This window comes from Haliscomenobacter sp. (genome assembly GCF_041740695.1).
In the GTDB taxonomy this organism is placed as follows: Bacteria; Bacteroidota; Bacteroidia; order Chitinophagales; family Saprospiraceae; genus Haliscomenobacter.
Map to the genome: position 1 here is coordinate 26627 of NZ_JBGSLK010000078.1, position 25705 is coordinate 52331.

At 49.1% G+C, this 25705-nt stretch carries 13 protein-coding genes; 8 read left to right on the forward strand and 5 right to left on the reverse strand.

From position 1 onward, the window contains the following. The first annotated feature begins 97 nt into the window (after positions 1-97). Positions 98-715, forward strand: coding sequence for a tRNA-(ms[2]io[6]A)-hydroxylase (locus ACEW9O_RS16115; protein ID WP_373551207.1), 618 nt, complete (start codon positions 98-100; stop codon positions 713-715). Positions 716-877: 162 nt separating this feature from the next. Here ACEW9O_RS16115 and ACEW9O_RS16120 read toward each other — a convergent pair whose 3' ends face one another. After that, complete coding sequence (locus tag ACEW9O_RS16120) at positions 878-7150, reverse strand: M43 family zinc metalloprotease (protein WP_373551208.1); 6273 nt, start codon at positions 7148-7150, stop codon at positions 878-880. A 242-nt stretch (positions 7151-7392) separates the two neighbouring features. On the opposite strand from ACEW9O_RS16120, the gene ACEW9O_RS16125 reads away from it, so the two are divergent. From ACEW9O_RS16125 to ACEW9O_RS16155, 7 genes are all read left to right on the forward strand, one after another. Then, positions 7393-8463, forward strand: a complete 1071-nt coding sequence (locus ACEW9O_RS16125) for a hypothetical protein (protein WP_373551209.1) — start codon at positions 7393-7395, stop codon at positions 8461-8463. A 107-nt stretch (positions 8464-8570) separates the two neighbouring features. Beyond that, the gene (locus ACEW9O_RS16130) at positions 8571-10067 is read left to right on the forward strand and encodes a C1 family peptidase (protein ID WP_373551210.1); all 1497 of its coding nucleotides are present in this window, start codon (positions 8571-8573) and stop codon (positions 10065-10067) included. A gap of 221 nt (positions 10068-10288) precedes the next feature. Beyond that, the gene (locus ACEW9O_RS16135) at positions 10289-13246 is read left to right on the forward strand and encodes a caspase family protein (protein WP_373551211.1); all 2958 of its coding nucleotides are present in this window, start codon (positions 10289-10291) and stop codon (positions 13244-13246) included. Positions 13247-13316: 70 nt separating this feature from the next. Further along, positions 13317-18383 (forward strand): gliding motility-associated C-terminal domain-containing protein, encoded by a 5067-nt coding sequence (locus ACEW9O_RS16140; protein WP_373551212.1) that lies wholly within the window; start codon positions 13317-13319, stop codon positions 18381-18383. A 27-nt stretch (positions 18384-18410) separates the two neighbouring features. Then, positions 18411-19370, forward strand: coding sequence for a PorP/SprF family type IX secretion system membrane protein (locus ACEW9O_RS16145; protein ID WP_373551213.1), 960 nt, complete (start codon positions 18411-18413; stop codon positions 19368-19370). A 29-nt stretch (positions 19371-19399) separates the two neighbouring features. After that, on the forward strand, positions 19400-20227 hold the full coding sequence (locus ACEW9O_RS16150) for a DUF4846 domain-containing protein (RefSeq protein ID WP_373551214.1): 828 nt from the start codon (positions 19400-19402) through the stop codon (positions 20225-20227). Positions 20228-20302: 75 nt separating this feature from the next. Then, entirely contained in the window at positions 20303-21169 is an 867-nt protein-coding gene (locus ACEW9O_RS16155) for an SMP-30/gluconolactonase/LRE family protein (protein WP_373551215.1), read from the forward strand. A gap of 153 nt (positions 21170-21322) precedes the next feature. Here ACEW9O_RS16155 and ACEW9O_RS16160 read toward each other — a convergent pair whose 3' ends face one another. From ACEW9O_RS16160 to ACEW9O_RS16175, 4 genes are all read right to left on the reverse strand, one after another. After that, the gene (locus tag ACEW9O_RS16160) at positions 21323-22366 is read right to left on the reverse strand and encodes an aldo/keto reductase (RefSeq protein WP_373551216.1); all 1044 of its coding nucleotides are present in this window, start codon (positions 22364-22366) and stop codon (positions 21323-21325) included. A gap of 8 nt (positions 22367-22374) precedes the next feature. Further along, the gene (locus ACEW9O_RS16165; protein WP_373551217.1) at positions 22375-23649 is read right to left on the reverse strand and encodes a family 16 glycoside hydrolase; all 1275 of its coding nucleotides are present in this window, start codon (positions 23647-23649) and stop codon (positions 22375-22377) included. A 48-nt stretch (positions 23650-23697) separates the two neighbouring features. Next, positions 23698-24849 carry a redoxin domain-containing protein gene (locus ACEW9O_RS16170; RefSeq protein WP_373551218.1) on the reverse strand — a complete coding sequence of 384 codons (1152 nt, stop codon included), beginning with the start codon at positions 24847-24849 and terminating at the stop codon, positions 23698-23700. 211 nt (positions 24850-25060) lie between these two features. Further along, positions 25061-25411 carry a hypothetical protein gene (locus tag ACEW9O_RS16175; RefSeq protein ID WP_373551219.1) on the reverse strand — a complete coding sequence of 117 codons (351 nt, stop codon included), beginning with the start codon at positions 25409-25411 and terminating at the stop codon, positions 25061-25063. Between the last annotated feature and the right edge of the window lie 294 nt (positions 25412-25705).

The window sequence follows — 25705 nt, forward strand, 5'->3', positions numbered from 1 at the left end:
AAGGTTTAGGCTACCGCGAGCGACTTAGGCGCATCCTTGTCTAGGTCGCTCGCGGCAGCCTCAACTTCCCTCAACCTTCTCAACAAACTATTCGATCATGGACCAAGAAACCAGAGAACTCTACACCGTTCGTATGCTCGGCCTCAAATTGCCTACCGACCCACGTTGGGTCAACCTAGCGGAGATGGATTTGGCCGAAATATTGACGGATCACGCCTATTGCGAGCAAAAGGCCGCTACTTCCTGCATTTCGCTGATCCAGGCCTTTCCAGACAAAGAAGAACTGGTACGGGAAGTTGCGCCCATCGTGACCGAAGAATGGGGGCATTTCCGCATGGTGTTGAGTGAACTGGACAAACGGGGACTCAAATTGGGCCGCCAGCGCAAAGACGCATACGTCAACGAATTATTGGCCTTTCAGAAAAAAAGCGGCTCCCGCGAAGAACGTCTGTTGGAGAAACTGCTGATCTGTGCCCTGATTGAAGCGCGGAGTTGTGAACGTTTTCGGCTTTTGTCGCTGCACATTGGCGATGAAAAACTGCGCGATTTTTATTATAAATTTATGGTATCAGAAGCAGGGCACTACCGCCTGTTCATCGATTTAGCCAAATTGTATCATGATGAAGAGCTGGTCAAGGTACGCTGGCAGGAGTACCTGCACAAAGAGGCGGAGATTATGGATGGACTGGAGTTAAGAGGAGACCGGATGCATTAGTTTTTTTTGAACTTCGGTGTGTCTTAAGTGTCTGAGGTTTCTTAGGTGGTAAAAAAGAAAAAGCCCTGCGCAGCGGGGCACAATTTCACCACCTAAGAAACCTCAGACACTAAAGACACACCGAAGTAGTGGGGCAATATTGCCCCTAAGGAAGGGCGAAAGCTACTTCAACAACAACACCTCACCCGCCAATTTTTCCCGGCTCCCATCACAATACGTCACTTCCGCAACATACACATATACCCCTTGCGCGTAGACTCCGGTTTTACTCCGTCCATCCCATCCCAGGCGCTCATCGCTGATGTCCAAATCACTTTGTTCCAAAACCTGATTCCCCCAGCGATCCATAATCCGGAAGCTGTTGACCTTTTGGACTTTTTCTGCTGGTGCCATTGGTTTGAATACCTGGTTGTCTTTACTGCCCGTTGGCGAAAAGGCATTGGGCAAGTAAACCGAGATTTTTTTGTCTACCGTGATGAACAACTGGCTTTCCGCCCGACAACCATTTTGATCCACAATACTCACCTTGACCGCACTACTCACTTTCGGGCTGACAATCCGGGTAAAACCATCCGGTGCTTCCACCACAATGTCATTTGGCAATTGCCACTGGATTTGACGCAGTTCGGAGCTATCTAAGTTGGTGCTGATTTTTAACTCGATGGGTTCTGCACAACGGGTGAACTGCGCTGGCCCGCTTAAAGCCAGGTCGAGCGCTGAGGCTTCCGCAATGGTGTAGGTTTCTTCCCGAATACAATTGTTGGCGTCCTTGATGAGCAAGGTGTAGCTGCCTGCTTTCAGATTCCGGTATTGCCCCCCACTATTGCTACTCTGCCCGTTCAAGCTATAACTGAATGGCGCTTTCCCTCCACTGACATTTTTGACCAAAATGGCCGCATTTTGCTCGTTGTTGCAGCGAGCAGGAATAACTTCAGTATTGATTGCAGTGATGAAGGTGGCAGCAGTGCTCACCTGGATGGTATCGGAGGCGCTACAATTGTTGCTGATCTCACTCACGCTCAGGACGTAAGTGCCAGCATTATTGACCCTGATACTTGGGGCATTGGGATTGGCAATGTTGGCATTTCCGCTGAGCTCCCGCCAGCTGAATTGCAGACTCAGGTTATTACTATCTGGATTGCTCAAGGTGCTGAACGGAATGGCACAAGTCAATTGCACATCCGAACCGAGGGCGACCTTAGGACTCGCTTGTAGGTTCAATTCCACCTGCGCCGAATCGCTGGCGCAACCTGCCGCGCCCTGCACCCGGTATTGAAAACGGTAAACTCCGACACTCAAACCTTTGGTACGCAGGCTCCCCGTCGGATTGAAGGCTGAACCTGGGCTCCCACTTAGGATACTCCAGCTTCCTCCGACACTTTCATTGTTCAGCAAGCTCGCCAATCCAAAGGTGGTATCCGCCTGATTGCAGGCACTGATCCCTGGCAGCGGTGTACCCGCATCAATGGCTGCTACGATATTGAAGTTTTGGGCACTGCTCGTTTGACAACCCCGGATGGCCTGCGGCAGCTGATAGGTCAAGGTGTACAAGCCGGGAGTTTGTTGTCTCGGATCGAAAGTCGCACTGTTTATCGCTTGTGGTGTGTTGATGCCCGGCCCGGCGGTAACGCTCCAACTGCCACTGGCTTCTGAGTTGGCACAAAGGTAGGTTTGGAGTTGAATCGGAGCCGAGCCCGCAGTACAAAAAGCAGCGCTAGGTGGCGTGCTACATACAACGGGGCAACAAGCTTTGACCAGCACCGACAAAGTGTCCGAAATATTGATACAAGGTGCCACTGCATTGGTAGTCGTGGCCACAAAGCGGTAGGTTTTGCCGGGTGCCCAATTGCTGAAATCCAAATTGGAGACGGCTCCTGTATTTTGCAGGGTATCCAATGGCGTCCAACGGCTGTTGGGGTCACCCATTTGGACCAGTGTTGCAAAATTTACCCGTGCATCGTTGCCGTAAAGGTTGTTGTTGCAGGTTTCCAGCGTCTTTTGGATTTTGAAATCGGTCCGAATGTCTACCAAAACAGCCAGCGAAGTATCTGCGCCACAACCCACGCTTCCATCTTTGACCAAAACCCGGTACCAAATGCTGCTGTAATTTTGATTGGTTGGGGCGCTGAATTGGGCATTTTGGCCATTGTTCAGGTCATTCCAGTCATTTTGGCCATTGGTCGAGGATTGCCATTGATACTGGGTCAAACCTGGATTTGAAGTATTGACCTGAAGTGCCTGTGTATTGCCCACACAGCCATTAAATCCTTGCGGCTCGCTGATGATGCTGATCGGTGCTACAATTTCTACTCTGGCTACGGAGCTATTTTCACTGGTACAACCCTGCCCGGTACTGAAGACTACCATTCGATAAAAACTGACACCAGGAGCGGCATTGGGTTGGTAAATGCTGTCCTGAGCATTGTTGACATTGGTCCAGGGGCCATTGTTGTTGACACTGTTTTGCCACTGATAAGTGAGTGGTGTAAACCCTCCTGTTGCAGTAGCGCGTAGCGGCGTCTGCCCGTCGGCGCAAGTGGTGATGTCTTTGGGTGTCGTCACAAAAGTTAAAGCTGCCGCAACGGTAGATTGCACCACGACCGAAGTATCACGACACAATTGGTTGCTGCTACTCAACACCACGCGGTAGTAGGTACTGCCTGGTGCATTACTTGGTGGCGTAAAGCTGGTTTGTTGAGCCCCGGAGATATTGCTGAAACTCCCATTGCTGCTGGCACTGGATTGCCATTGGTAGGTCGGATTGCCAGATGCATTCATCGTAAAAGCGGCATTGGCACCAATACATTGAGCAATAGAATCGGGTTGGGTACTGATTTTTACCGCAGCGTCGATCAAAATTTTTGCTGGTGTACTGTATGCGGCGGGGCAAGAAGTGGATTGTGCACCCAAACGATAGTACCTCAACCCAGGTGTGTTGGATGGGGAAAAGGTGCTGTCTACTGCACCATTGACTGCGACCCAGTTGCCATTCAGGTCGGCACTTTGTTGCCACTGGTAATTCAATCCGCTGCCTCCACCTTGTGCCGAGGTGAGCAAGGTAGGAATACTGCTGCCTTCACAAGCACTGGCGTCTTGCGGATTGCGGTCAAAGGTAATGCTGGGCACACCACTTACTTTGACCACTTTAGAGGTATCACTACAGAAACCATTGAGTACCATCACCCGATAGTACTTGTCGCCAACTGCGCTAACCAATGGCCGGAAATTTGCCGTGTTTTCATTCAAATTGCTGAACGGGCCGTTGGCTGCATCGCTGACCTGCCATTGGTGCAAGGAAGGATTGCTGGCGTTTACCGACAAGTTGGCGGCAAATCCTACACAAAGGCTGGTGTCGCGAGGTTCCAGGCTGATTTGGGTTTTTGCATCCGCGTTTACAGCTACGGGATTGGTCATCGCCGTATTACAACCTCGCCCCATGGACTGGATCAACATCCGGTAGTACGTCGTACCCGCTGGCGAAAAGGCATAAAAGAGGCTGTCTCGAGCATCGGCAACGGCGGCCCAAGGCCCAGTAGTGGCGCTGCTTTTTTGCCATTGATAAGCTAGCGGAGCGATCCCGCCCTGGGTGGGTACCTGGAAACTAAAGAGCGTGCTTTCGCACAAATTTTGCACATTCAACGCCACCGAAGTAGAAGGCTGATCGGCAATGGCTACCTGCGCGATTTTGGAAGTATCCTTACAAAACTCTCGTTCAGAGTTTACTATCACCCGAAAATAGCGGGTGCCAAGGTTATTCAAGTCCGGGATATAAGTGTTTTGGGTACCCACTTGTTGGAAAGGGCCAGTGGGGGTATTCGCTTCTTGCCAAAAATATTTTTGTTTGCTCCCGGCAGCAAGCACCGTCAGGGTATCCCGCCCACCAATGCAGGCGCTGAATCCTTCGGGGTCTTGTTTGACATCGACACTATCATCTACTGTGGTTGAGGCTTCAAAAGACGTGATTTCCGTACAACCTGCATCCGCCGATTTGGCCCTGACCCGGTAATAATTGACACCTGGTGCCGTGGGTATATAGGTGGCCTGGGTCGCGTTGGGGATATTGGTGTAAGTGCCACCCAGGGTGCTGGAGCGTTGCCACTGGTAGCTCAGTTGATTGTATTGAGGCGAAATTTCTGAGGAAAGCGCCAAAGGAGTTTTGTTGCAAAACGAAACCGAAACCGGGTGAGTATCAAAACGCAACGCGCCATTGACGGTCACTTCCGCTACTTTTGAAGTGTCGGCGCAACCACCCTTAATGGTTACTACCCGGAAATAATACTTCCCAATGGTGTTCATCACCGCCGAGATGCTGGTATCCGATTTGGCAGCGATTGAATTGTAGACCCCATCGGCAGAGCTAGCGGCTTCCCACAGGATGTTTGTACCTTTTAAATTGTCGAGCTGCGTACCTAATTTAAGGGTGCCCGTGCGGCACAGGCTGGTTTTTTCGGCAGGGTCTACCGTGATGTTGGCAGCTGCATTGCTGGTACAATTGTTGACACAGATGTTGTCCAGGAAAATGGTATTGGCTGCGCTGCCCTCAAAATTGAAGAAGAACTCAAACTTGATGAACACTTTTTGGCCCGCATAGGCTTCCAGGTCGACAATTTCTTTGCGCCATTGCTGGCAGGAATTTGGGCTAAACGCTACATCAGGGTCAGTTTGTCGGGTAGTGGTGGTCGACAAAGATTGAATGGTTGGTATGTAGTTGGTTGTTCCACAAGTGAAGCGAGGCGCGTCATTTTTGTAAAAAACCTGTTCAAAAGTATTTCCACAATCACTGGATGCAGAAATTTTCATTTCGGCAAAAGTATTGCAATAGAAGCCGCTTTGTCGAGCTAAGTCAAAAAACAGCTGTGGCCCTCCATTTTTGCTAAAATCAATAGGGCCGATGATGGCGGTATAACTGGTATCATTGTGCGCAGTACCGTTGATTTCTAGGGCGTAGCCACCTTGGGCGTCGCAAGTGATGGGCAGCGCTTTAGGTTTAATTTGTGCCGTTGCCAGGGTGAAAAGCCCCTCTGGCAAATCGCTAGTGTTTTCAAAATCTGCGCAAAAGTCAGCAAGGGTACTACGGTGTTCAAATTTTACACAAATCGAATTGTCATAGTCATAAGTCCCATCACCTGCTCCGTTTACATCGGTGATGACAATGCTCAATTCGTGGGTTCCTACGGCTAAACCTTTGATTTGTTGTAGGGCCACGGCTTGGGTCGCGCCCGCAGCCAAATTGGGATTAACGGTAAAAGATCCCAAACTGATATTGTCCAGTGTTAGTGTATAGGTCAGCGTGTTGATGTTTTGGGTGCCGTAATTGACCAACTGGATTTGGGGGCTAAAACTGGAATCACACAACAAATAATCCTTGAGCAAAAACGCGGTAATCCCCACTTCAACTGCGTTTCCAGTAGGCGAATTCCCCAAACTGATCGGCAAGGTATTGCGTGAGGAATACCGCAAAGCGTACAAAACCCGATCGCCCTGTCCGGCCGTAAATCGCGTACTGACATTGCTCCCACAATAACTCATATAGTTGACCCGGGAATTGTCCCAAATGCCCACATTGCTGCAGGGGTTGTTGGGGCCACAATCGTCTTCTCGGTGCGGAGGAGTGTCGCATACGCCGTCGCCATCCACGGTGCAATCGGTATCGATGGGACAGGTGTTGTTACTGTTGTCACCTTCAAAGGTATGGGCCAGATTAAAAGCATGACCCATTTCGTGAGCCAGCGTGATGGAGTTGTAAATCATTGCATTGCTTTCAATGACCGTTCCATCATACCGATAGGGGGCTTCATTAAAAAAGGGGTAATGAGCAAAGCCCAGCACGCTACCTTGGATGTCGCGCACCACCCAGATGTTGTAATACTGATCCGGGGGCCACTTGCTCAAGTCTTTGAGCACCTGATCATCGGTTCCAGGGCCATTTTGAGCAGATTGTACCCCTTCGGTAGCATAGCGGGGAACCGCAGAGGCATTGTAACGGACGATGCCAGAGCTAGGCGATCCATCCGGTGCACGTTTAGCCAAGGAGAAACGGATGGGAATGGCCACTCCGTCACCAATGGCTTTGCTCCAGCGGTCGTTGAGTCCACGAATCGCATCATTGATTTGGGCCACAGAGATATTGGAACCCACTCCAACGGATTCACCAATGTGCATGACATGGACTACCACGGGAATCTCAGGTGTGCTATTTCCAATGTTGCAAGGGAGAATACCCAATGCATCTTGTGGGCCCAATTTGCTTTTTTCATTCAGCAAAGGTCGAGCGAGCAAACGTTGTTTGGGATGACGGGATAAAAACTGTTGGAAACTTTCGGTGCCGCAAAGTCCAGGTTGATCTAGGCTTTTTTGGGCATATATTAGGTTGGCAAAAAGGCTTAAGCATGCAAGGATTGAGCCGATTACAAGCTGGAAGTTCGTTTTTTTCATCGGAGGAACGGTTTCTAACAAAGGTATTTTGTTTCGGGGTGCAAGTCTAGGCATTGTTGCATAAAAAACAAAGCAGCGCACATTATTTTTTTGTAAGTTTGTTGAAAATGTGCCGTTTATCCTCTAGCCTTCACGTCTTTACGCTTCACGTTAACAATTGATTTTGCCTTAAAAATAAAAAAGACCATTATGCTGGGAACGCCTACCTGGCTTTTCAACACATCAAACAAAATTCAACTGTCATGAAAACCCATCTGTGTATCCTCATCGCCACTTTATCGCTCATCAGCGGATTGAGCGCACAACCCAATAAGAAGTTAGCCCCGGCTTTGGGCAAATTCCTGAATACTGAATTCATGGTCAAGTTTCACGACCTGAAACTCGAAGCTGAAAGTGCTGCCATGAATGTCATTGCCAAGGAGCAAAAGATGAAACCAGATGATGTAGCCAAAGTGCGAACCGCCTTCAACCAAACGGCTCAACGCGCCAATAAAATCCTGGAAGGCATCAAACAAGACTTTCTGGATTCCAAAAAACTGAAATCTATTGAAAGTATGCCCGACTTGTATTCCGATGGCTTGAAACTGCGCCTGATCGAATTGCAAGAGTTTTATTCCATGCATTTTCAACAAACCCTGGCTGATGCTACCTCTGATCAGGTGGATGGTAGTGCCTTGTTGCTGATCGTTACTGAGTTGATCAACCTAACCCGCGGACTTACTTCATATTTTGCGCAAATGCAGCGTGAAGCGAGGATGTACACCGAAGATTACCTAAATCAACACTTGGTGAAACCGCACCGCTGGCGTTATTGGAATGAGGTACAATCTGGCGAAGGCAATGGTGACCACTATACCGATTACATCCAGTACCACGACATCCAAACCACTAACCCCAATGCAAATGGATTCCCAGCTACGGATTTAAACAACCTGAACAACAGCTGGAATTCAACCAATAACGCCAACAACAACAACTGGAACAACACCACGAACAACACGGGTACCGATTGGAACAATACGAACAATACCAACAACACCGGGAACTGGAACAATGCCACCACCAATAATGCGGGTACCACCACTGACCCCTGGAACACCACTACCCCTGGACAAATCCCCGGTGATACCATAACGACCATGCCTCCTGCGGACAGCCTTTCCAATTTGGCCAACGACCCCTTCAAATTCGATGGTGCTGGCCAAAAGAAACCTACGCTGCCTCCTGGCAAACAACCGGTGAAAAATCAGCCTGGAGCAGTACCACCTAAAGCAAAAGTGAACACCCCAGTACCACCCAAAAGTAACAATTAAAGGTTCCAGGGTTCCAAAGTTCCAGGGTTAAGTCCTGAACCTTGGAACCCCGAACCCTGGAACCTAGGAACTTGGAACCCCGAACTCCACCCTAAACTTTAAAACCAATGAAACGCCTGTTCTACCTCATCCTCTGCAACTTGTTTTTGCTGAGTTACACCTTTGCCCAAGAGTTCCCTGGCGGTTTGATCCTCGACGATGAAAATACTTACAATCAAACGCAACGCCTGGATGCTCAAATCAACAGTAAAGCCAATTTGCCCGCTGCGGTGAGTTTGGAAAATTTTTGCCCCGAAGTCCGCCACCAAGGCGACATCTATTCTTGTGTAGGCTGGGCCGTAGGCTATGCAGGCATGACCATCCAACGCGCCATTCACAACCGCTGCACCGATCGCCAATTGATCAATGAAAATGCTCATTCCGCGCTTTTTGTGTTCAACCAGGTCAAACAGGATTGTGCCAAAGGGGCTCGCTTGACCGATGCCCTGCGTTTCCTGAAAGACCGGGGTGACTGCCTCGCCAAAGAATTCGATTTCGACGTCAACGACTGCCAAAAAGCACCCGCGCCTAATCTGGCCCAAACCGCCGCTCGTTTTGCGGTGAGTGATTACCTGACCTTGTTTGAAAGTGATGCCTCTTTTGAAATGAAAGTCAAACAAGTCAAAAATGCCTTGGCGGGTTTCAAAGCGGTGATCATCGGGATGAACGTACGTCGCAATTTTTACAACCTGGCCAATGCCAAGTTTTGGTGGCCGGAGATTGGCAATATTACCCCTGCTGGCGGCCACGCCATGGTGGTGGTGGGCTATGACGACCGGGCAGGTGCTTTTCGCCTGCTCAACAGTTGGGGGCAAAACTGGGGCGACAAAGGGTACATCTGGGTGAAATACGAGCACTTTGCCCAGTTTTGCAAATACGCTTACATCATTCAACTGAGTAATACACAGTCGGGTATGCAAGCTGGAAGCCAGGCAACCAAGCCTGCAGCCAATGCCGCGGCGGAAATCCGCCCCTTGGTACAGTTGGGCGGTGCCTTCGGCTTCCAGCATTTTACTGGCTATGACAATTATAGCAATCAAGCCCAGTTTGAACTGGACAGTGTGCGTTTTCAAAATGGTCGCTACCTGCTCAAAAAAACCGATTGGCCCATTGGGCAATTGTTCCAACTTGAAGTGAGTACCCTCAAAGCGGAGGAATACCTGTACGTACTCAGCATTGATGCCCAAAGACAAATCCATGTCCATTTTCCACGTCAGGAGGCTTTGAATGGAAAATTTACGGGGCAAAATGAAAGCGCACTAGTCCTCAATCAGGGTAGCACCTTACTCGTGCCCGGCCCGAACAAAGCCCTGAAAATTGCTAACCCGGGTACCGATCGCCTGATTGTACTCTACACGCAACGTCCCATCAATGACTTGAAGGGTTTGGCCCAGGCTTTGACCCAATACCAGGGTGATTTTTGGCAACATTTGTTAAGAACACTCAACCGACATGCGATTCCACCTAGTGATATTCGTTATCATCCACAGAAAATGGCTTTTGAAGCTTCTACCCGAGGAGATGGCTACATCGTCCCCTTGCTGCTGGAAGTAGAAGCCAAATAGACTTTGTGGGGGTAGCGTATTCAAAAATCCACGGAAAGTATTAGTTTTACCTTGTCTTTTGAAGCAAATGGTATTTCCTTTGCACAGTGAATTTTTTGAATATTACTACGCTAGTTCCCGCACAGTCTGTTGAAACCTGATCAACATCATTACAGTATGTGGATTTGCTTTGCACTACTAATTTTCCCAACAAGTCGGCAAGAAGCCTAAATATTTCCATAATGAACAAGCTCATCGTACTGCTTGGTGGTATTTTGTTATCACTCAGTTCAATCGCTCAAGATATTAAACCCGCTTGGACCAAATCCTTTGGTGGCGGGAATGACGTATTTCACCGGGTCATTGAGGCCGGCAATGGCTCGGTCATTGCAGTAGGGGAAAGTAGTGCGCAATCTCAGGGTGGCAAAGATGGTTTAGTGGCCATCCTCAATTACAGTACGGGCACTGTAGTGAAAGAACTGCGTTTTGGCGGTGCCAAAGACGACGTCATTTACGATATTGCCCAAACCCCACAGGGCTTTTTCCTTTTAGCTGGATATACCGAGTCAATTGGCAAAGGTGGCCACGACGGCTGGCTACTGTTGATAGACGAAAAAGGGCGGAAAATTGATGAAAAAAGCATCGGGGGAGTAGGCAAAGACGAATTGCGCCAAATTGAAATCCTGCCCGATGGTTCTGCCATGGTATTGGCTGGTTTTAAGAATGACCAAAAAGATGGAGATGCCTGGTTGGTCAAGCTGAGCCTTAAATATGAAATGATTTGGGAAAAACAACTGGGTCGTGACAAGTATGGCACTCCCAGTGGTTTGGTGCTTTCCAACGATGGTGGGGCTTTGTTCAGCGGCAATACCCGCAAAAAGGAAGACATCTACCTGGCTAAAATTGACGCGCGCGGGGCCGAAGTATGGTCACAATCCTATGGCAAACGTGAATATGAAGAAGCCCTGGATTTGATTACCACCCGTGACGGTAACTACGCGCTGGCCGGATTGACCAAATCCGAAAGTGCTGGTGATGCCGATGCCTGGTTGTTAAAAATTGGGCGGGATGGCAGCCTTTTATGGGACGTGCCACTGGGAAAAAGAGACTTTGACCTTGCCTCTGCGGTGGTGCAGTACAATACAGGGGCTTTTGGCCTCTTTGGTTCTTCCAATTCTTACCGCTCTGGTGCCCGTACCGCCAAAGCCCTGCGCATCAGAGCAGCCAGTGATGGCCGCCTGGAATCAAGCGCCTATTGGGGCACTGGCAGCGACGAATCCTGGGAGGCCGTAACCCTGCTGCACGATGGCAGTGTGGTGGTAGCTGGCAAAGTTCCAGGCCAGGGTGCTTTTGTAGGGCGTTTGCCCCTCGAAGACCAGGACAACCCACCCATCGTCGGGGTACGCGATCAAAATGCGGTAGAGATAGCCGAGCTGAAACTCAACTCACTGGACAATCAAAGCATCCAGCGCAACGAAAATGCTTACCTGAGTTTTCGGTTGAACAATAAGTCAGGTGCGGAATTGTCCGACATCAAAGTAGAAATTGAAGACCAAACCGGGAGCTCCAGATTGGAATACTGGGCGGTCAATTACCTGGGCCAGGTTGGGAGTGAGCGCACGGGCAAAATGGTGCGTATTCCCGTACGCAGCAAGGACATCAGCAATGGTGAACACAATTTTAACATAAAAGTCTCTGCTGGTGATAAATACCTTGCAGATACTGATGTGAAACTGGTGACTCGGGTACCATTGCCCGCTACTTTACAGATCGCTTCACACAATTATTTCTCGAGTACGCGTTCTGATGAAGTCACTTTACGCGTAGTTTTGGAGAACTCTGGAGATGCCAATTCAGGCCCCACCGATGTAACTTTCCAATATCCCGTTGGGATCAAACCCAGCGCTTCGGCCAGCAATACCATTGGTGCGGTGGCCGCACGCTCCAAGCGGGAGGTGGATTTTTTGTTTACCAAGACTGCTCAATTTACGGGCACGGCGGTCAACATCGTTTGTATTGTCAAAGAAAATGGTGCAGAGCGCATCCGCAAAACCCTCGAAGGCCGTAGCGGTGGAGTAGGGGCGGGAGGCCCAATCATGATTTGGACCGACCCAGACCCCAATGAGGTGGGCAACAAGTTGAAAAAGACCAATAGCCAAATGGAGTTCAAAATGAACGTCGTTTCGGATAAAAACCTTGAGCCCAAAAACTTTAAACTACGGGTCAACGGGGTGGAAATGGAAGGCTCAAAATTCAATGAACAGGACCTGTCGGCACCCAAACGGGATACTGGATATTATTCCTACACTTATCGGAATAAAATTCCCCTTATTATGGGCACCAACCGGGTCGAAGTAATTGTAGATGGGAAACCTTCTGCCCCAATTTTTGTAGAATATGCCCCACAGCGTTCTAATTTGTTCATCCTGGCAATTGGCCCGGTACACAGCGATTTGATGTATACGTCCAAGGATGCCAAAGACTTTGCTGAAGCTTTCCGCAGCCAGGGTGGCGTAGACAAGTTGTACCCCAACGTACATGTCCAGGAAATTACCACCCCAGAGACGACGAACCTGACCGGAATCAAACAGGCAATGTACGATTTGAGTTACATGTGGAAGGATGGACTCATTACTGCCAACGATGTGGTGGTGGTGTTCATCTCCTCCCATGGAAAAATATATGAAAACCAGTTCAAAATCTTGCAAAGCGGGTACAACCCTAAATACGAAAGTGTGTCCATCGACTACAAAAACGAGGTACTGGATGTACTCAATCGTTTGAGTTGTAAAAAACTCATCTTCCTCGATGCCTGCCATAGCGGTGGCGCCAAAGAAGGTTTTGGTGGTTTGAGTAAAGCGGTGATTGATTTGGCAAAAACCCAGCCAGGGGTGAGTACCCTCTCTTCCTGCAAAGCCGATGAGAAATCTTACGAAGCCCAAAACTGGGAAAACGGCGCATTCACCGAAGCCATGCTCGAAGCCTTTGCCAACAAATCATTCAGCGATGCCCGGGGTGCCTATGCTGCTGATGTCAACAATGATAAGATCATTACCCTGGGCGAGTTGTACGATTTCCTGCAACGCCGTGTTCCTCAACTGGTAAAATCCGTAATCCCGAATGCCCCCACCACTCAGGCACCGTTTATGCCGGAAGACCAGTTGGATCGGGCGATGCCGCTGTATTACATTCAAAAATAGCTTTTAAAAACCAATGGTCCCTGAGCGAAGTCGAAGGGCCCATTGGTTTTTAAAATTACACCGATTACCCATGAAAAAATCCCAAATTGCTCTTTTTACCTTACTCTTTTTGTTTAGCATTACCTCAATTGCCCAGGTGGCTTGTCCTACTGTGAATCCCATTACGGTCACCCGTACCACTGGTGGGGCAGGTGTTAGTGGTAGTTTGCCCTGGGCCATCAACTGTATGAACAACGTTACCCCCCTTAACACCATCCAGTTCAGCATCGCAGGTGCCGGGCCACACATCATTCAACCCATCGCCAATGCACCTTTTCCTACAATCACGAAAACCAATGCCCATATTGATGGCAGCACCGACAACATCGTCATTGATGGAACACTAGGAACAGGACAGAGCCTGGTTCTTGCTGCAAGTAATGTAAAAGTCAATGGTTTGACCCTACGCAATTTTGCTTCTACTTCCTTTCCTAATGGATTGGTGCTGAGTACCGGCAACGGTCATGACATCAGTTCCTGCCAGATTTTTGACAACCTGGTTGGGATATCCGTAGCCCGCAGTGTAGGCTCTTTCACCATTAGCAACAACTACATTGGAGTAGACAAAAGTGGAACCAACTTTTCGAACAACAATACTGGGATTGAGGTAGCAACTTTTGCCGGCGCGACTGCTGTACCAACTGGAACAATTTCCAATAATTTTATTGCCTATAGTTCAAATGGTGTTGAAGTGGGTACCGGACGCAATGTAGTCATCACTAGGAACAGTATATTTTGCAACAGTAAAATAGGGATTGAACGCATTGCAACCATCACCATTCCAGCCATTACGAATGCCACCACCACTCAAGTAACCGGTACTGCACCGGCTGGTTCAGTGGTGGAGGTTTTTAGGGTCAACAATACAACTTGTCCCAATGCTCCTTGTCAGGGCGGGACTTTTATTGGATCAGTAACCACCAACGCATTTGGTGCCTGGAACCTCAGCGTCACTGCAGGTTTAAGTGCCGGCAACCTGGTAACGGCCACCATGACCCAAAGCAACAACACTTCCGAATTTTCTACTTGTCGTACTGTAGTGGATGTATGCGCTAATTTTTTAGCCAGCATCAAATCCAATGATGTAAGCTGCAATGGTGGCACAAATGGATCTGCGACTGCAAGTACCAGCGGCGGAATCAACCAGGGCATCAATTTCTCCTGGAGCAATGGTGCCACTACGGCTACCATTAGCAACCTCAAAGCGGGCACTTACACCGTAACTGCCACCGACGCCGCAGGTTGTCGGTCCATCCAATCGGTCAATATCCTTCAACCAACGGCCATTATTATCACGCCCAGTAGCGTCAATGTGGCGTGTAATGGAGAAAAATCGGGGCTAATTAATGCCGCAGTCACTGGCGGAATTGCCCCGTATACTTATCGTTGGAGCAATGGAGCTACCACTTCTGCCAACACATCCCTGGTCGCTGGAGCCTACACGCTCACCGTCACCGACCAGAATAATTGTACCAAAACGGCCTCAGTCACCATCACTCAACCTACGGCGATCAATCTGCTCTTAAGCGGTAATGATACCTTATGTGCCGGCGCAAAAAATGGTACAGCTTTGGCTACAGTCACTGGTGGAGTTACTCCTTACAACTATGCCTGGAGTACTGGCGCTACTACCTCAAGCATCAGTAATTTAGGCGTGGGAAATTATGTCGTCACGGTTACTGATCAAAACAAATGCCAAAAATCAGGCACCATCTCGGTCATTGAAACGGCGCCATTACGCCTCGATTCCAGCTTGGTTCAGCCCAAATGTGCTGGCGAGGCCAGTGGTTCGATTGAGATTAAAATAAGTGGTGGCATTCCCCCCTATACTTACTTGTGGGAAAATGGGGCTACTACTGCCAATCGGAGTACCCTGACAGCTGGCAATTATAAAGTAGAAGTCACCGATGCCAACCGTTGTTCCGCTACCTGGACATTCACCTTGAAAGACCCTGCACCCATCAGCGCTCAGGTAAACACCACCGAGCCCGCCTGTTTTGGACAAACCAATGGCGCGGCCACTGTAACGGTAAGCAGTCCTGGAAACCATACTTTTTTGTGGAGTACGGGCGCTACTACTTCGGCCATTAGCAATATAGGGGCTGGACGTTACAACCTGACGGTCACCAATGCCAATGGTTGTACAGCTACTTTTCCTTTTACCCTCAATGCCCCTAGTGCTGGAATCGACATCACCACCCAGTCCAACAATATCGATTGTTTTGGCCAAAATACTGGTCAAATACAAACCACTACCACTGGGGGTCGAGCACCTTATCTCTACATTTGGTCTAATGGATCTACTTTGGCCAATTTAGCCAACCTCCCTGCGGGCACTTATGCGGTAACCGTTACGGATCAGTCGGGCTGCGGAGATACCGCTAGTGTGAACATCCGGCAAAACCCAGCCATCACGACCAATATTACTGCGAGTAACCCGGCTTGTTTTGGCCAAACCAATGGCCAGGTCAGCGTGGTGGTAAGTGGTGGAAGCCCTGCCTACAGCTACCTTTGGAGCACCGGGGCCACTACTACGGCAATTACAGGTTTGGCGGCTGGTAAATTTGTGCTGACAGTCACCGATGCACTGCGTTGTTCCAAAAAAGACAGCGCACAATTGACTGCGCCCACCCAACTTCAAGTCAATGCCACTGCTACCAACGTGAATTGTAATGGAACCGCGACGGGTAGCGCCCAAGCAATAGCTACTGGAGGCACCGCACCCTACACCTATGCCTGGAGTACCGGGGCAACAACCTCGGCCATCAGCAACTTGGTCGCCAACACCTATGGCGTGACCCTAAGTGACAGCCGCGCCTGCCAGGCCAACAGCAGCGCAACCATTACCCAACCTGCTGCCCTTGCACTGGTGTTAACTACCTTCGACATTCCTTGCAACGAAACCAATACGGGCCAAGCCACTACTCAGGTCAGTGGTGGAACCAGCCCATACCGCTACGCCTGGAGCAATGGGGCCACTACTTCTGCGTTGAGCAATTTAGCCCCCGGAGATTATGGTGTGACGGTCACCGATGCCGCAGGTTGTGTGGTCAATGACAGCAAAAGAATCAGTTCTACCGCTCGAATCAATCCACAAATCAGTGCGACCAATATTTTGTGCAACGGCCAAAGCAATGGCCAGGCATCAGTAACCGTGACTGGCACTGGCGTCCATTTTTACCTCTGGAGCAACGGGGTCACTACTTCGGCCGTCAATAACCTTGCAGCAGGGACTTACTCCGTAACAGTCACCAATTCGGCGAGTTGTAGAGAAAGTGCCAGTACCACCATCACCGTACCACCCGCACTAACCTTGAATATTGTGCCCACCAACTTGCGTTGCAATGGACAAAACCAGGGCCAGGCCGTAGCCACCGCGGGTGGGGGAGTAGCGCCTTACGCCTACCGCTGGAGCAACGGTGCCACCACCAGTAGCATTACCGCCCTGGCCGCAGGCAATTACAGCCTGACCATCACCGATGCCAATCAATGTACCCGCACCCAAAGTGTGAGCATCACCGAGCCAAGTGCTTTGCAAGCCAACGCCACCTTTACCCGTGAGACCAGCCCGAATGCCCGCAACGGCACGGCAACAGCCACTGCAAGTGGTGGCACCAGCCCTTATCGCTTCAGCTGGAATACGGGTGCAAGCACGGCTGCAATCACGGGCTTGGCACCTGGGGTGTATACCGTCACGGTTCAGGACGCCAATGGCTGCACCGCTATACGGTCTGGATCGGTAAGTGGGGACAATTGCCCTGGACTGAGCGTTTCGGGCATTGCTACCGACCTGGGTTGTGCAGGAGCAGAAACGGGATCGATTAGTCTGACGGTGGTCGGCGGTGCCACACCCTATTTTTACGCCTGGAGCAATGGCCAAACCACCGCCGATTTGAGCGAACTAAATGAAGGCACCTATAGCGTAACTGTAAGTGATGCCAATGGCTGTACGGGCAATTATTCAACTACCCTGAGAGCAGGCAGCAGAATGCCCAAGCCATTGTATGGCATTGTCGCACCTGATACCGTATGTGGCAACGAAACCTTCACTTTGCGCGCCGATGACCTCTTTCAAGGCCCCAATGTGCTCTACATTTGGCAATTGCCCAACGGAGAAGAACTGACTTCTACTACTCCTTCGCTCAAGCTAAAAGCGACCAGTAGTGCTTACTCTGGTGAATATACTGCGCTGCGTGATTCAGCGGGTTGCCGTTCCAGCGTTTTTGGGCCAGTGATTGTAGATGTTGTTTCACTGCCGCCGAATAGTTTTAGTGCGGGTAGGGATACCACCCTTTGCCAGGGCACGAGTATCACCCTGAAAGCGCAAGCACCCGCTTCGGGCAAGGCGACCTGGTTTGCTTTGTCTACCCGAACTTCGATCCAAAATGCCAACTCGCCGAATGCTACAGCGCAAAACTTACAAATCGGGGCCAATCGTTTTGTATGGCGCATTGCTCTCGGCAAATGTATTCAGGCGGCTTCCGATACAGTGATCGTATTTTTAGAAAAAGGGCCCCAACTGGTCGATGACAAATACACCATCGAACGGGCTCAAGACGTTGCCGCGATGAACATCCTGCTCAACGATAATCTGGCTGGCCTTCAGGATACTACGATAACCTGGTCGGGTGCACCAACGATGGGCACTTTTGAATATGTGCCTGGCAATAAAAGTTTCCGCTATACCGCCGAGGCAGAGTTTCGGGGGGTATTGACTTTTACCTACACCGTATGCAACGAAGCCTCTGCTTGTGCCAGCCCTTGTGATTCGGCTATCGTAGCTATTGAGGTATTCAATTTGCCGAAACCCACCGAGGGGATGGTGCTGGAAGACCCTGGCCCCAATGGCACCCTACAAATCCGGGGTTTGCAGGGCTTTAGTTCGGTCGACATCGTGGTGACCAACCGTTGGGGAGACATCGTGTACCGCAACAACAACTACGACAACAACGCACCCTGGCGAGGCCGATCGGGAGACAATGGCCCATTGTTGCCTCCGGGGGCTTATTATTACGTTATCCGGGCTTACGACGATGGTAAGCTGGTAGGCAAACCCCAAACCGGAGCGATTTATTTGTTCAAAAAAGAAAACCCCTAAGCCATTCAATCCTAAAAACCCAAGGTCATGAAAATCCAACACCTATTCATCGGCATATTGTTGTTCAGCGCAGTTCAGCTCAGCGCTCAGCAACTCCCCAATTTCACCATTTACCGCGACCAGTGGAATGTAATCAATCCCGCCGCATTGTCCAATAACTACATCATCAACGAGTTGAATTTTACTGTAGGTGGTGCTTATCGGCGCAACTGGCTCAATGTAAATGATGCCCCCGAAACTCAAATCCTTAATTTTGAGATGGTTTTGGAGGATCGCAATGCGGTATTTGGTGCCCACGTCATCAACGACCGCACTGGTAAACTGGGGCAAACTGGTTTTTATGGCAATTATGCCTACATCCTGGACATGGGCGGACGTACCGATCGGGCGCTGGTGATTGGCCTGGGCGCGGGCTTGGTGCAATACGGTGCCAAATTGAGTGAAATTGACTTTCCAGACCTCGCCAACCGCCCAGGCATCGACGACAACCTGATGTACCCCGATTTTTCACTGGGGGCCTTTTTTTACGAAGAAGATGAATATTATTTAGGCGTTTCAATTCCCCAGGTATTTGGCCTGGATACGCGTTTTGTAGCAGAAAATGGTCGTTATGATGTCAAACGTTTGCCGCACGTTTACGCCGTAGCTGGGAAATACATCAATTCTTTTTTGGGCAACAGTACCTCATTTTTTGAAGTGTCAGGTTGGGCACGTTATGTGCCTAATGCTCCACTTAGTTTAGATATCAATGGTCGTTGGCAAATCAGTGAATTGTATTGGGCGGGCTTGGGTTTAGGAACAGCCTTTGGTCAAAAACTATCTGGATCGGCTCGCTTGGAAACGGGCTTTGTACTGGGAGAACAGGTGCGGATTGAAAATGGCCAGTTTAAAATTGGACTAGCTTATGATCAACCCTTGGTGTCACCTTTGTCGCGCTATTTTGGCGGTGCTTTTGAAGTACATTTGTTGTATTCCTGGTGGAAATGAATAAGTATTTTTAACCTCACAACCAATTCATGTACAAAAAACAATACCTCATTTTTCTATGCTGTTTAAGCGCATTAAATTTTGCAGCTTGCCAGAAAGTTTCACCCTTTATCCAAGCGGAAGGTACTAGTGTAGAAACCCGCATCAAGCCACCAAGTGGTTTTGAACGAACTGCTGCTCCACTAGGCAGCTTTGCAGCCTATTTGCGAAAAATCCCCCTCAAACCAGCGAGTGCTGGGGTGTTTTTTTACAATGGACTCCCCAAACTCAACCAGGTACACGTAGCCGTAATGGACATTGATGTAGGCACCCGTGACCTGCAACAATGCGCCGATGCGGTGATGCGCCTGCGTGCCGAATACCTTTTTGCCCAAAAACGCTACACCGAGATCCATTTTAATTTCACCAATGGCTTCAATTGCACCTACCCCAAATGGCGCGAAGGTTACCGCGTCAAAGTGAGCGGCAATCAGGTCAGTTGGTATAAAAAAGGTGCAGTGGATGGAACTTACAAAACCTTCCGCAGTTACCTGGACATGGTGTACAGCTACGCAGGCACCCTTTCGCTGGAAAAAGAACTCAAACCCACCAAATACAGCGAGATGAACATTGGGGATGTGTTGATTCGCGGGGGCAGCCCTGGCCACGCAGTGATCGTGGTGGACATGGCCCAAAATCCCAAAACGGGTGAAAAGTTATTCCTGCTGGCGCAAAGCTACATGCCCGCGCAAGACATTCATATTTTGCAAAATCCAAATGATCCGAAGCTAAGCCCCTGGTACAGCGCAAACACCACTGGGGAGGCTGTGCTGACACCTGAGTGGGGTTTTGTGAAGGGGAATTTGCGGAGGTTTTGAGAAAATTGGATCAATAGGTGTCGTCTATTTCCTATCTTACGTCAACCTACTTCTTCCACCAAAATCAAGATCACAATGAAAAACACTTTAATCGGATTGGCCGCATTCTTGCTGATCCTTAGTGCTTGTACCAATAATTCTAAACCAAGCACCACCAATCAGGCCGCTTCCCTGGGCCTTGAAAAACTTTGGGAATCTGATACGGTATTCACCACAGCCGAGTCGGCCTTATTCGATGAGGCGACCAACACCATTTACGTATCCAATATTGAGGGTGAGCCTTGGGGCAGTGACAGCACGGGCTCCATCGGGAAGTTGTCACCCGAAGGCAAGGTGATTGCCGCCAAATGGGTAACTGGATTGAATGCGCCCAAAGGTTTGGCCATCGCCAATGGCAAATTGTACACCGCAGACATGACCCAATTGGTGGAAATTGACCTCGCCTCGGGTAAAATCACCAATAAGTATACAGTGCCCGATGCTGTAGGACTAAACGATGTGACCAATGCACCGGACGGAACCATTTTTTTTACCGATTCCGAAAAAGGGGCAGTCTACCAACTGAAAAAGGGAACAGTGTCAAAAGTGCTCGAAGGACTTGGGGGCTCAAACGGTATTCTGTATGAAAAAGACCGTTTGTTGTTGGGCATCTGGAAGGATTCAACCTTAACAGCCTACCAGTTTGGCGACAAAAAACAGGTTGTGCTGGGCACTCAAATCCCCCAACCAGATGGCATTGAGGCCGTTGGTGATGGCTCTTACCTGGTATCTTCCTGGAAAGGTTTGATTCATCAGGTACATCCTGACGGCAATGCCACCCTCATCCTTGACACAGCGAAGGACGGCATCAGTGCTGCGGATATTGATTATGTGAAAGCGAAAAAAATGATTTTGGTGCCTACTTTTTTTAGGAATAGTATCGCGGCGTATACATTGAAGTGAAGCTTAAACATCACTAAGCGGCATTTTTTTATCACAAAGGAAACACAAAGGTGCACAGAGGACACAAAGTTAGAGGTTGACGACGCTTTCATTGTACCCTTTGTGCTGCCTTGGTGTCCTGTGTGCTTAAAAAATGTTGCTTTGGGTTATCAATCAAGGTGCCGGATTCGGAATCTCCACCTGAATCCGATCTATCGCAGCCAAAACCTCATCCGACAACACCACCTCAGCCGTTTTGATGTTTTCTTTCAATTGTTCCATCGTGGTTGCGCCGATGATGTTTGAGGTGGTAAACTTCTGCTGGGTCACAAAAGCTAGTGCCATTTCGACCAGTGTCAAACCATGTTGCTCCGCCAGGGCCAGGTATTTTTCCGTTGCTGCCCAGGACAAGGCCCCATTGTAACGAGCGAGGCCTTTAAACTGGTTGATCCGATCATTGGGCGTATCGGTCTTTTTGTGAAACTTACCCGACAACAAGCCAAAAGCCATGGGTGAATAAGCCAAAAGGCCACAGTGCTCCCGAATGGCACACTCAGCCAGGCCCACCTCAAAAGATCGATTGAGCAAACTGTAAGGATTCTGCACACTTACCGGCACGGGCAGGTTGTGCTTTTCCGCCAGTCGAATGAAGTGCATCAGGCCCCAGGGTGTTTCATTGGATAGCCCGAAATGACGAACTTTGCCTGCTTTGATCAATGCATCCATCGTTTCCAATACTTCCAGGCAATTGTCCTGCCAGCTGTCGTCAGGATCGTGCCGATAACCCAAATTCCCGAAGGTGTTGGTTTTGCGTTGGGGCCAATGGAGCTGGTAAAGGTCGATGTAATCGGTTTGTAAGCGGCTCAGGCTACCTTCCAGGGCCAGATGGATTTGGGCTTTGCCGTACTCCAAGTCGTGGTTGCGGATAAAACTGAGGTCGGCGCGGGGGCCGGAAATTTTGGTGGCCAGAATAACCTGCTCCCGTTTTTTGGATTTTTTGAACCAACTGCCAATGTACACTTCGGTCAAACCATTGTTTTCCGGGCGCGGGGGCACGGCGTACAACTCGGCCGTATCAAAAAAGTTGATGCCCTGCTCCAGCGCGTAATCCATTTGTTCGTGTGCTTCAGCTTCGCTGTTTTGTTGGCCCCAGGTCATGGTGCCGAGGCAAATTTTGCTGACTTGTAGATTGCTTCTACCTAGTGCTCGGTACTCCATATTGTTCATTACCATTTTGGTACATACTGATCTTTGTAACTCAACTTAGCTCCTTTGATTGCCTCAACCACGTACAAAGACTGCGTTAGTTTATCCGCTGGAACCAAGCCAGCAAAGGTAAACTTACAGCCCTTGGCCTTGGCTTTGCGGAGCACCGCTATCGAAGGACTTTTGCTGATGTTGTCAATTTCAATGGCCACATTGTTCTGTTTGGCCAGATCCAGTAGCGCGTCTGCCTGATCGGTATTCAAGTCTTGACCTTTGTCCGACCAGACCTTGATTTTTTGGCTATTCAGCAAAGCTCGGGCCGATTCTAGTCCCGTACTTTCCCCGATTACGTAATCAGCGGTATTGGCTTTTAATGAGGCCAGGGTTTCTACATTGACTTTGATGCCTGTAAAAAGTGGTAATTTTTTAGCTTCAGCGAGGGCTTTGGTAGCTTTCGGGCTTTTGAGCAGGGCAACGTTGATGCCCGTAGTATAAGTGTACTTGGCCAAATCCTCAGGGGAAAAATTGGTATTTGGATTCAAATCGATGAAAGCAAACTGTTGACCCTGGTATTTGAGTAAACTATCCTGCCAGGGTGCGTAGGTGAGTGGCGCAAGATTTGAACTGGCCTCATCGGATAAACGGCGGACTTTAAAACTCCGGTATTGCATTTTGCTATTGGGATCGTGCCCTTGCAGGCAAAAAGTCCCTGTGGACAATTTTTTGATGCCACCCATCTTGCGCTCTGACTGCACGTAATCCACGGTTTTGATGCCATTGACCCAAATCTGTACCCGGTCATTATCCACCCGGGCTTTTACGGTCATCCATTCGTCGTCTTGGGCAAAGGTCTTGTATACGTTGCGCACTCCGTACAGGCTACCCATACGTTTGAGTTCGATGTAGTCCCCTTCGCCGATGTGAGAATTGTTCACCTGGATTTCGATGCCTTGGCCGGGCCAGCCGGACTCTTGGTATTTGGTATGGAAATAAATACCCGAATTGGCTAGTTTAAAGGTACGCACCTGCGCCTCGAATTCGAAATTTTTGAAGCCGCTCTTAAGGTGTTCACCTTCGTAAAAGAGGTGTGAACGTTTGCCTACTGCCTGCAAATAACCTTCGGGAGTGACCGACCAGGTTTCTTTGTTCTCGCTGGCTTTCCAACCGCTCATGTCCTTGCCATTGATGAGTTGTATCCATGCTCCAGTGGCCATAGATGCAGTTGGTCGGATTGCGCCACTAAGGAGTAGACCGAGGGGGATAATGACACCCCAGCAGAAGTGCATTGTTTTCATTCGTTTGTATTAGTCGTGAATAAAGCTGGGTTGAATATAAACTTTTTTCTACATTTTTAACAATTCATCCAGCTTGTGGTAAATTTCATCGTCTTCGCCCACAAAACGGCCGATGATGATGCCCTGGGGATCTACGATGATTTTGGTTGGAAAACCTGCCACATTAAAGGCAAGCACATAATTTTCATTTTTTTTACTCAATACATGGTGCCATTTGTATTCAGAGTTGTCGATGAATTTTTTCCAGCGCTCCCCACTGTCCGATTCCTGAGCTACCCCTACAATCTCCAGTTTGCCGGGGTATTTGTCCAGATACTCTTTCATGCGGGGCATCCCGGCAATACAGGGGCCACACCAGGTACCCCAAAAATCTAGCACCACGTATTTGCCCTTCAAAGAAGACAAGACAAAAGTTTTGCCATCGTAGGTGTTGAGGGAGTTGATTTCCGGTACCGGGCTGCCGATTTTGGTTTTTTTGATACCTTCCATTCTTTTGGCCACTTCCGGGTAGTACTGAACGGAAGCCAATTTGGGATGCATTTTCCCAAAAAAAACTTCTGCTTCGTCATTGCTGACCTGCGAACGAATCATCATGTCGGAAAGCAACCAGGCTGTGGCGACAGAATTCGGATTTTCGGCCAGAAACTTTTTTTTGATGGCCACTACCGCTTCATCGCATTGTGCCGAGGTATCTTTCATGGCCTTGATGAGTAGGGTGTCGCTGACCAGTTTGTTGGCAATTTTTGCCTCAAGGTTGACCGATTTGTTCATCAGGGGATACACCGCCCGATTGAGTGCGGCCAAATCGGCATTGGTGGAATCACCAGCGGGGTAGGCATGGACAAAATCACTGATTTCACCTGTGAAATGAATTTTTGATTCAGGGGAAGCAATGAACATGAACTGCGAGGATTTAGCTGGATAATAGCCCGATTTGCCCACTCGTTTCACGGTGCGTTCCACATTGGGATAGATGACCACCATGGCTGTGCGGGGAAGGGAGGCCGTGAAAGAAAAACTTTCCTGGGCCACTGGAATGGAGTCTTTACGCGAACCCTTAGCGAAGGACTCGTCGTAGATGTACATGGACAAATATTCTGAATCCAGGCCTTTGATTTTCCCGCTCACCGTAAAATTGCCGCTTTGGGCAATCATAGAAAAGGAACTCATTAAGGCAATCAAGAGGATGAAAGTACGCATGTCGGAATATGTTTTTGGGAAAAAATCACTTAACTGTAACTAGGAATACTGCAATTTACCAAATCTAGCCACCTTTTTTGCATTATTCCCACAAAATTCCAGCATCGCTTTTCGAGCTGTTTCGGACTGGGATTCCCAAAAACCAATAATAGAACCAACCTGGTTGATACAAAGTGCTGATGATTTGCGCCGTTTTCACCTGCATCAATACTTAACTCCGACTCGTCACTTGCCTAAATGAATACCCCAAATACCCAAATAAACCACCGATCAAGCCACCGATAGCAGCCGTAATGAGGACCAGTTCAATGGCACTGATCCCTCCAAACAAGGCCCCGATTTTCCCAGCCAACAAGCCTCCATTGGGTACGTTGTGCCTTTGCACCCACATCCCCCACACCAAGGCCAAAATGGTACTGGCTTGTGAAAAAGCACGGAGCCCATTCGTCGCCATATACCCAAAAACCAAGGCCACAATGGCGACACTCCACCAGGGCAAAAACAAAGGCAGCACCACATAAGCCAGGGCTAGGGCTAAATTTGAAAGGATATTTTTGATCATGATGATTGCATTTTTAATAATTAGTAGGGCAAAAATAAATGTTCATTTTTCTTGAGTCAAAGGATTAGATAAGATACTTGAAATGAACCGTTTACTTATCTAATCCCTTGACAAAATGAACACTTATTTTTTTATAGCCCTAAGTGCTTAACGCCTGTCGATTACCCACAAAACCTCAAAATAGATTTGGGGTAATGGAAAAGAAGTTCATTGAGAGAATGTAATGTAAGCATCAACAAGAGTTTTGAGTCTTTCCAGAGCTCTGGTCAAGATGATGATACCCGGTACGGGTTG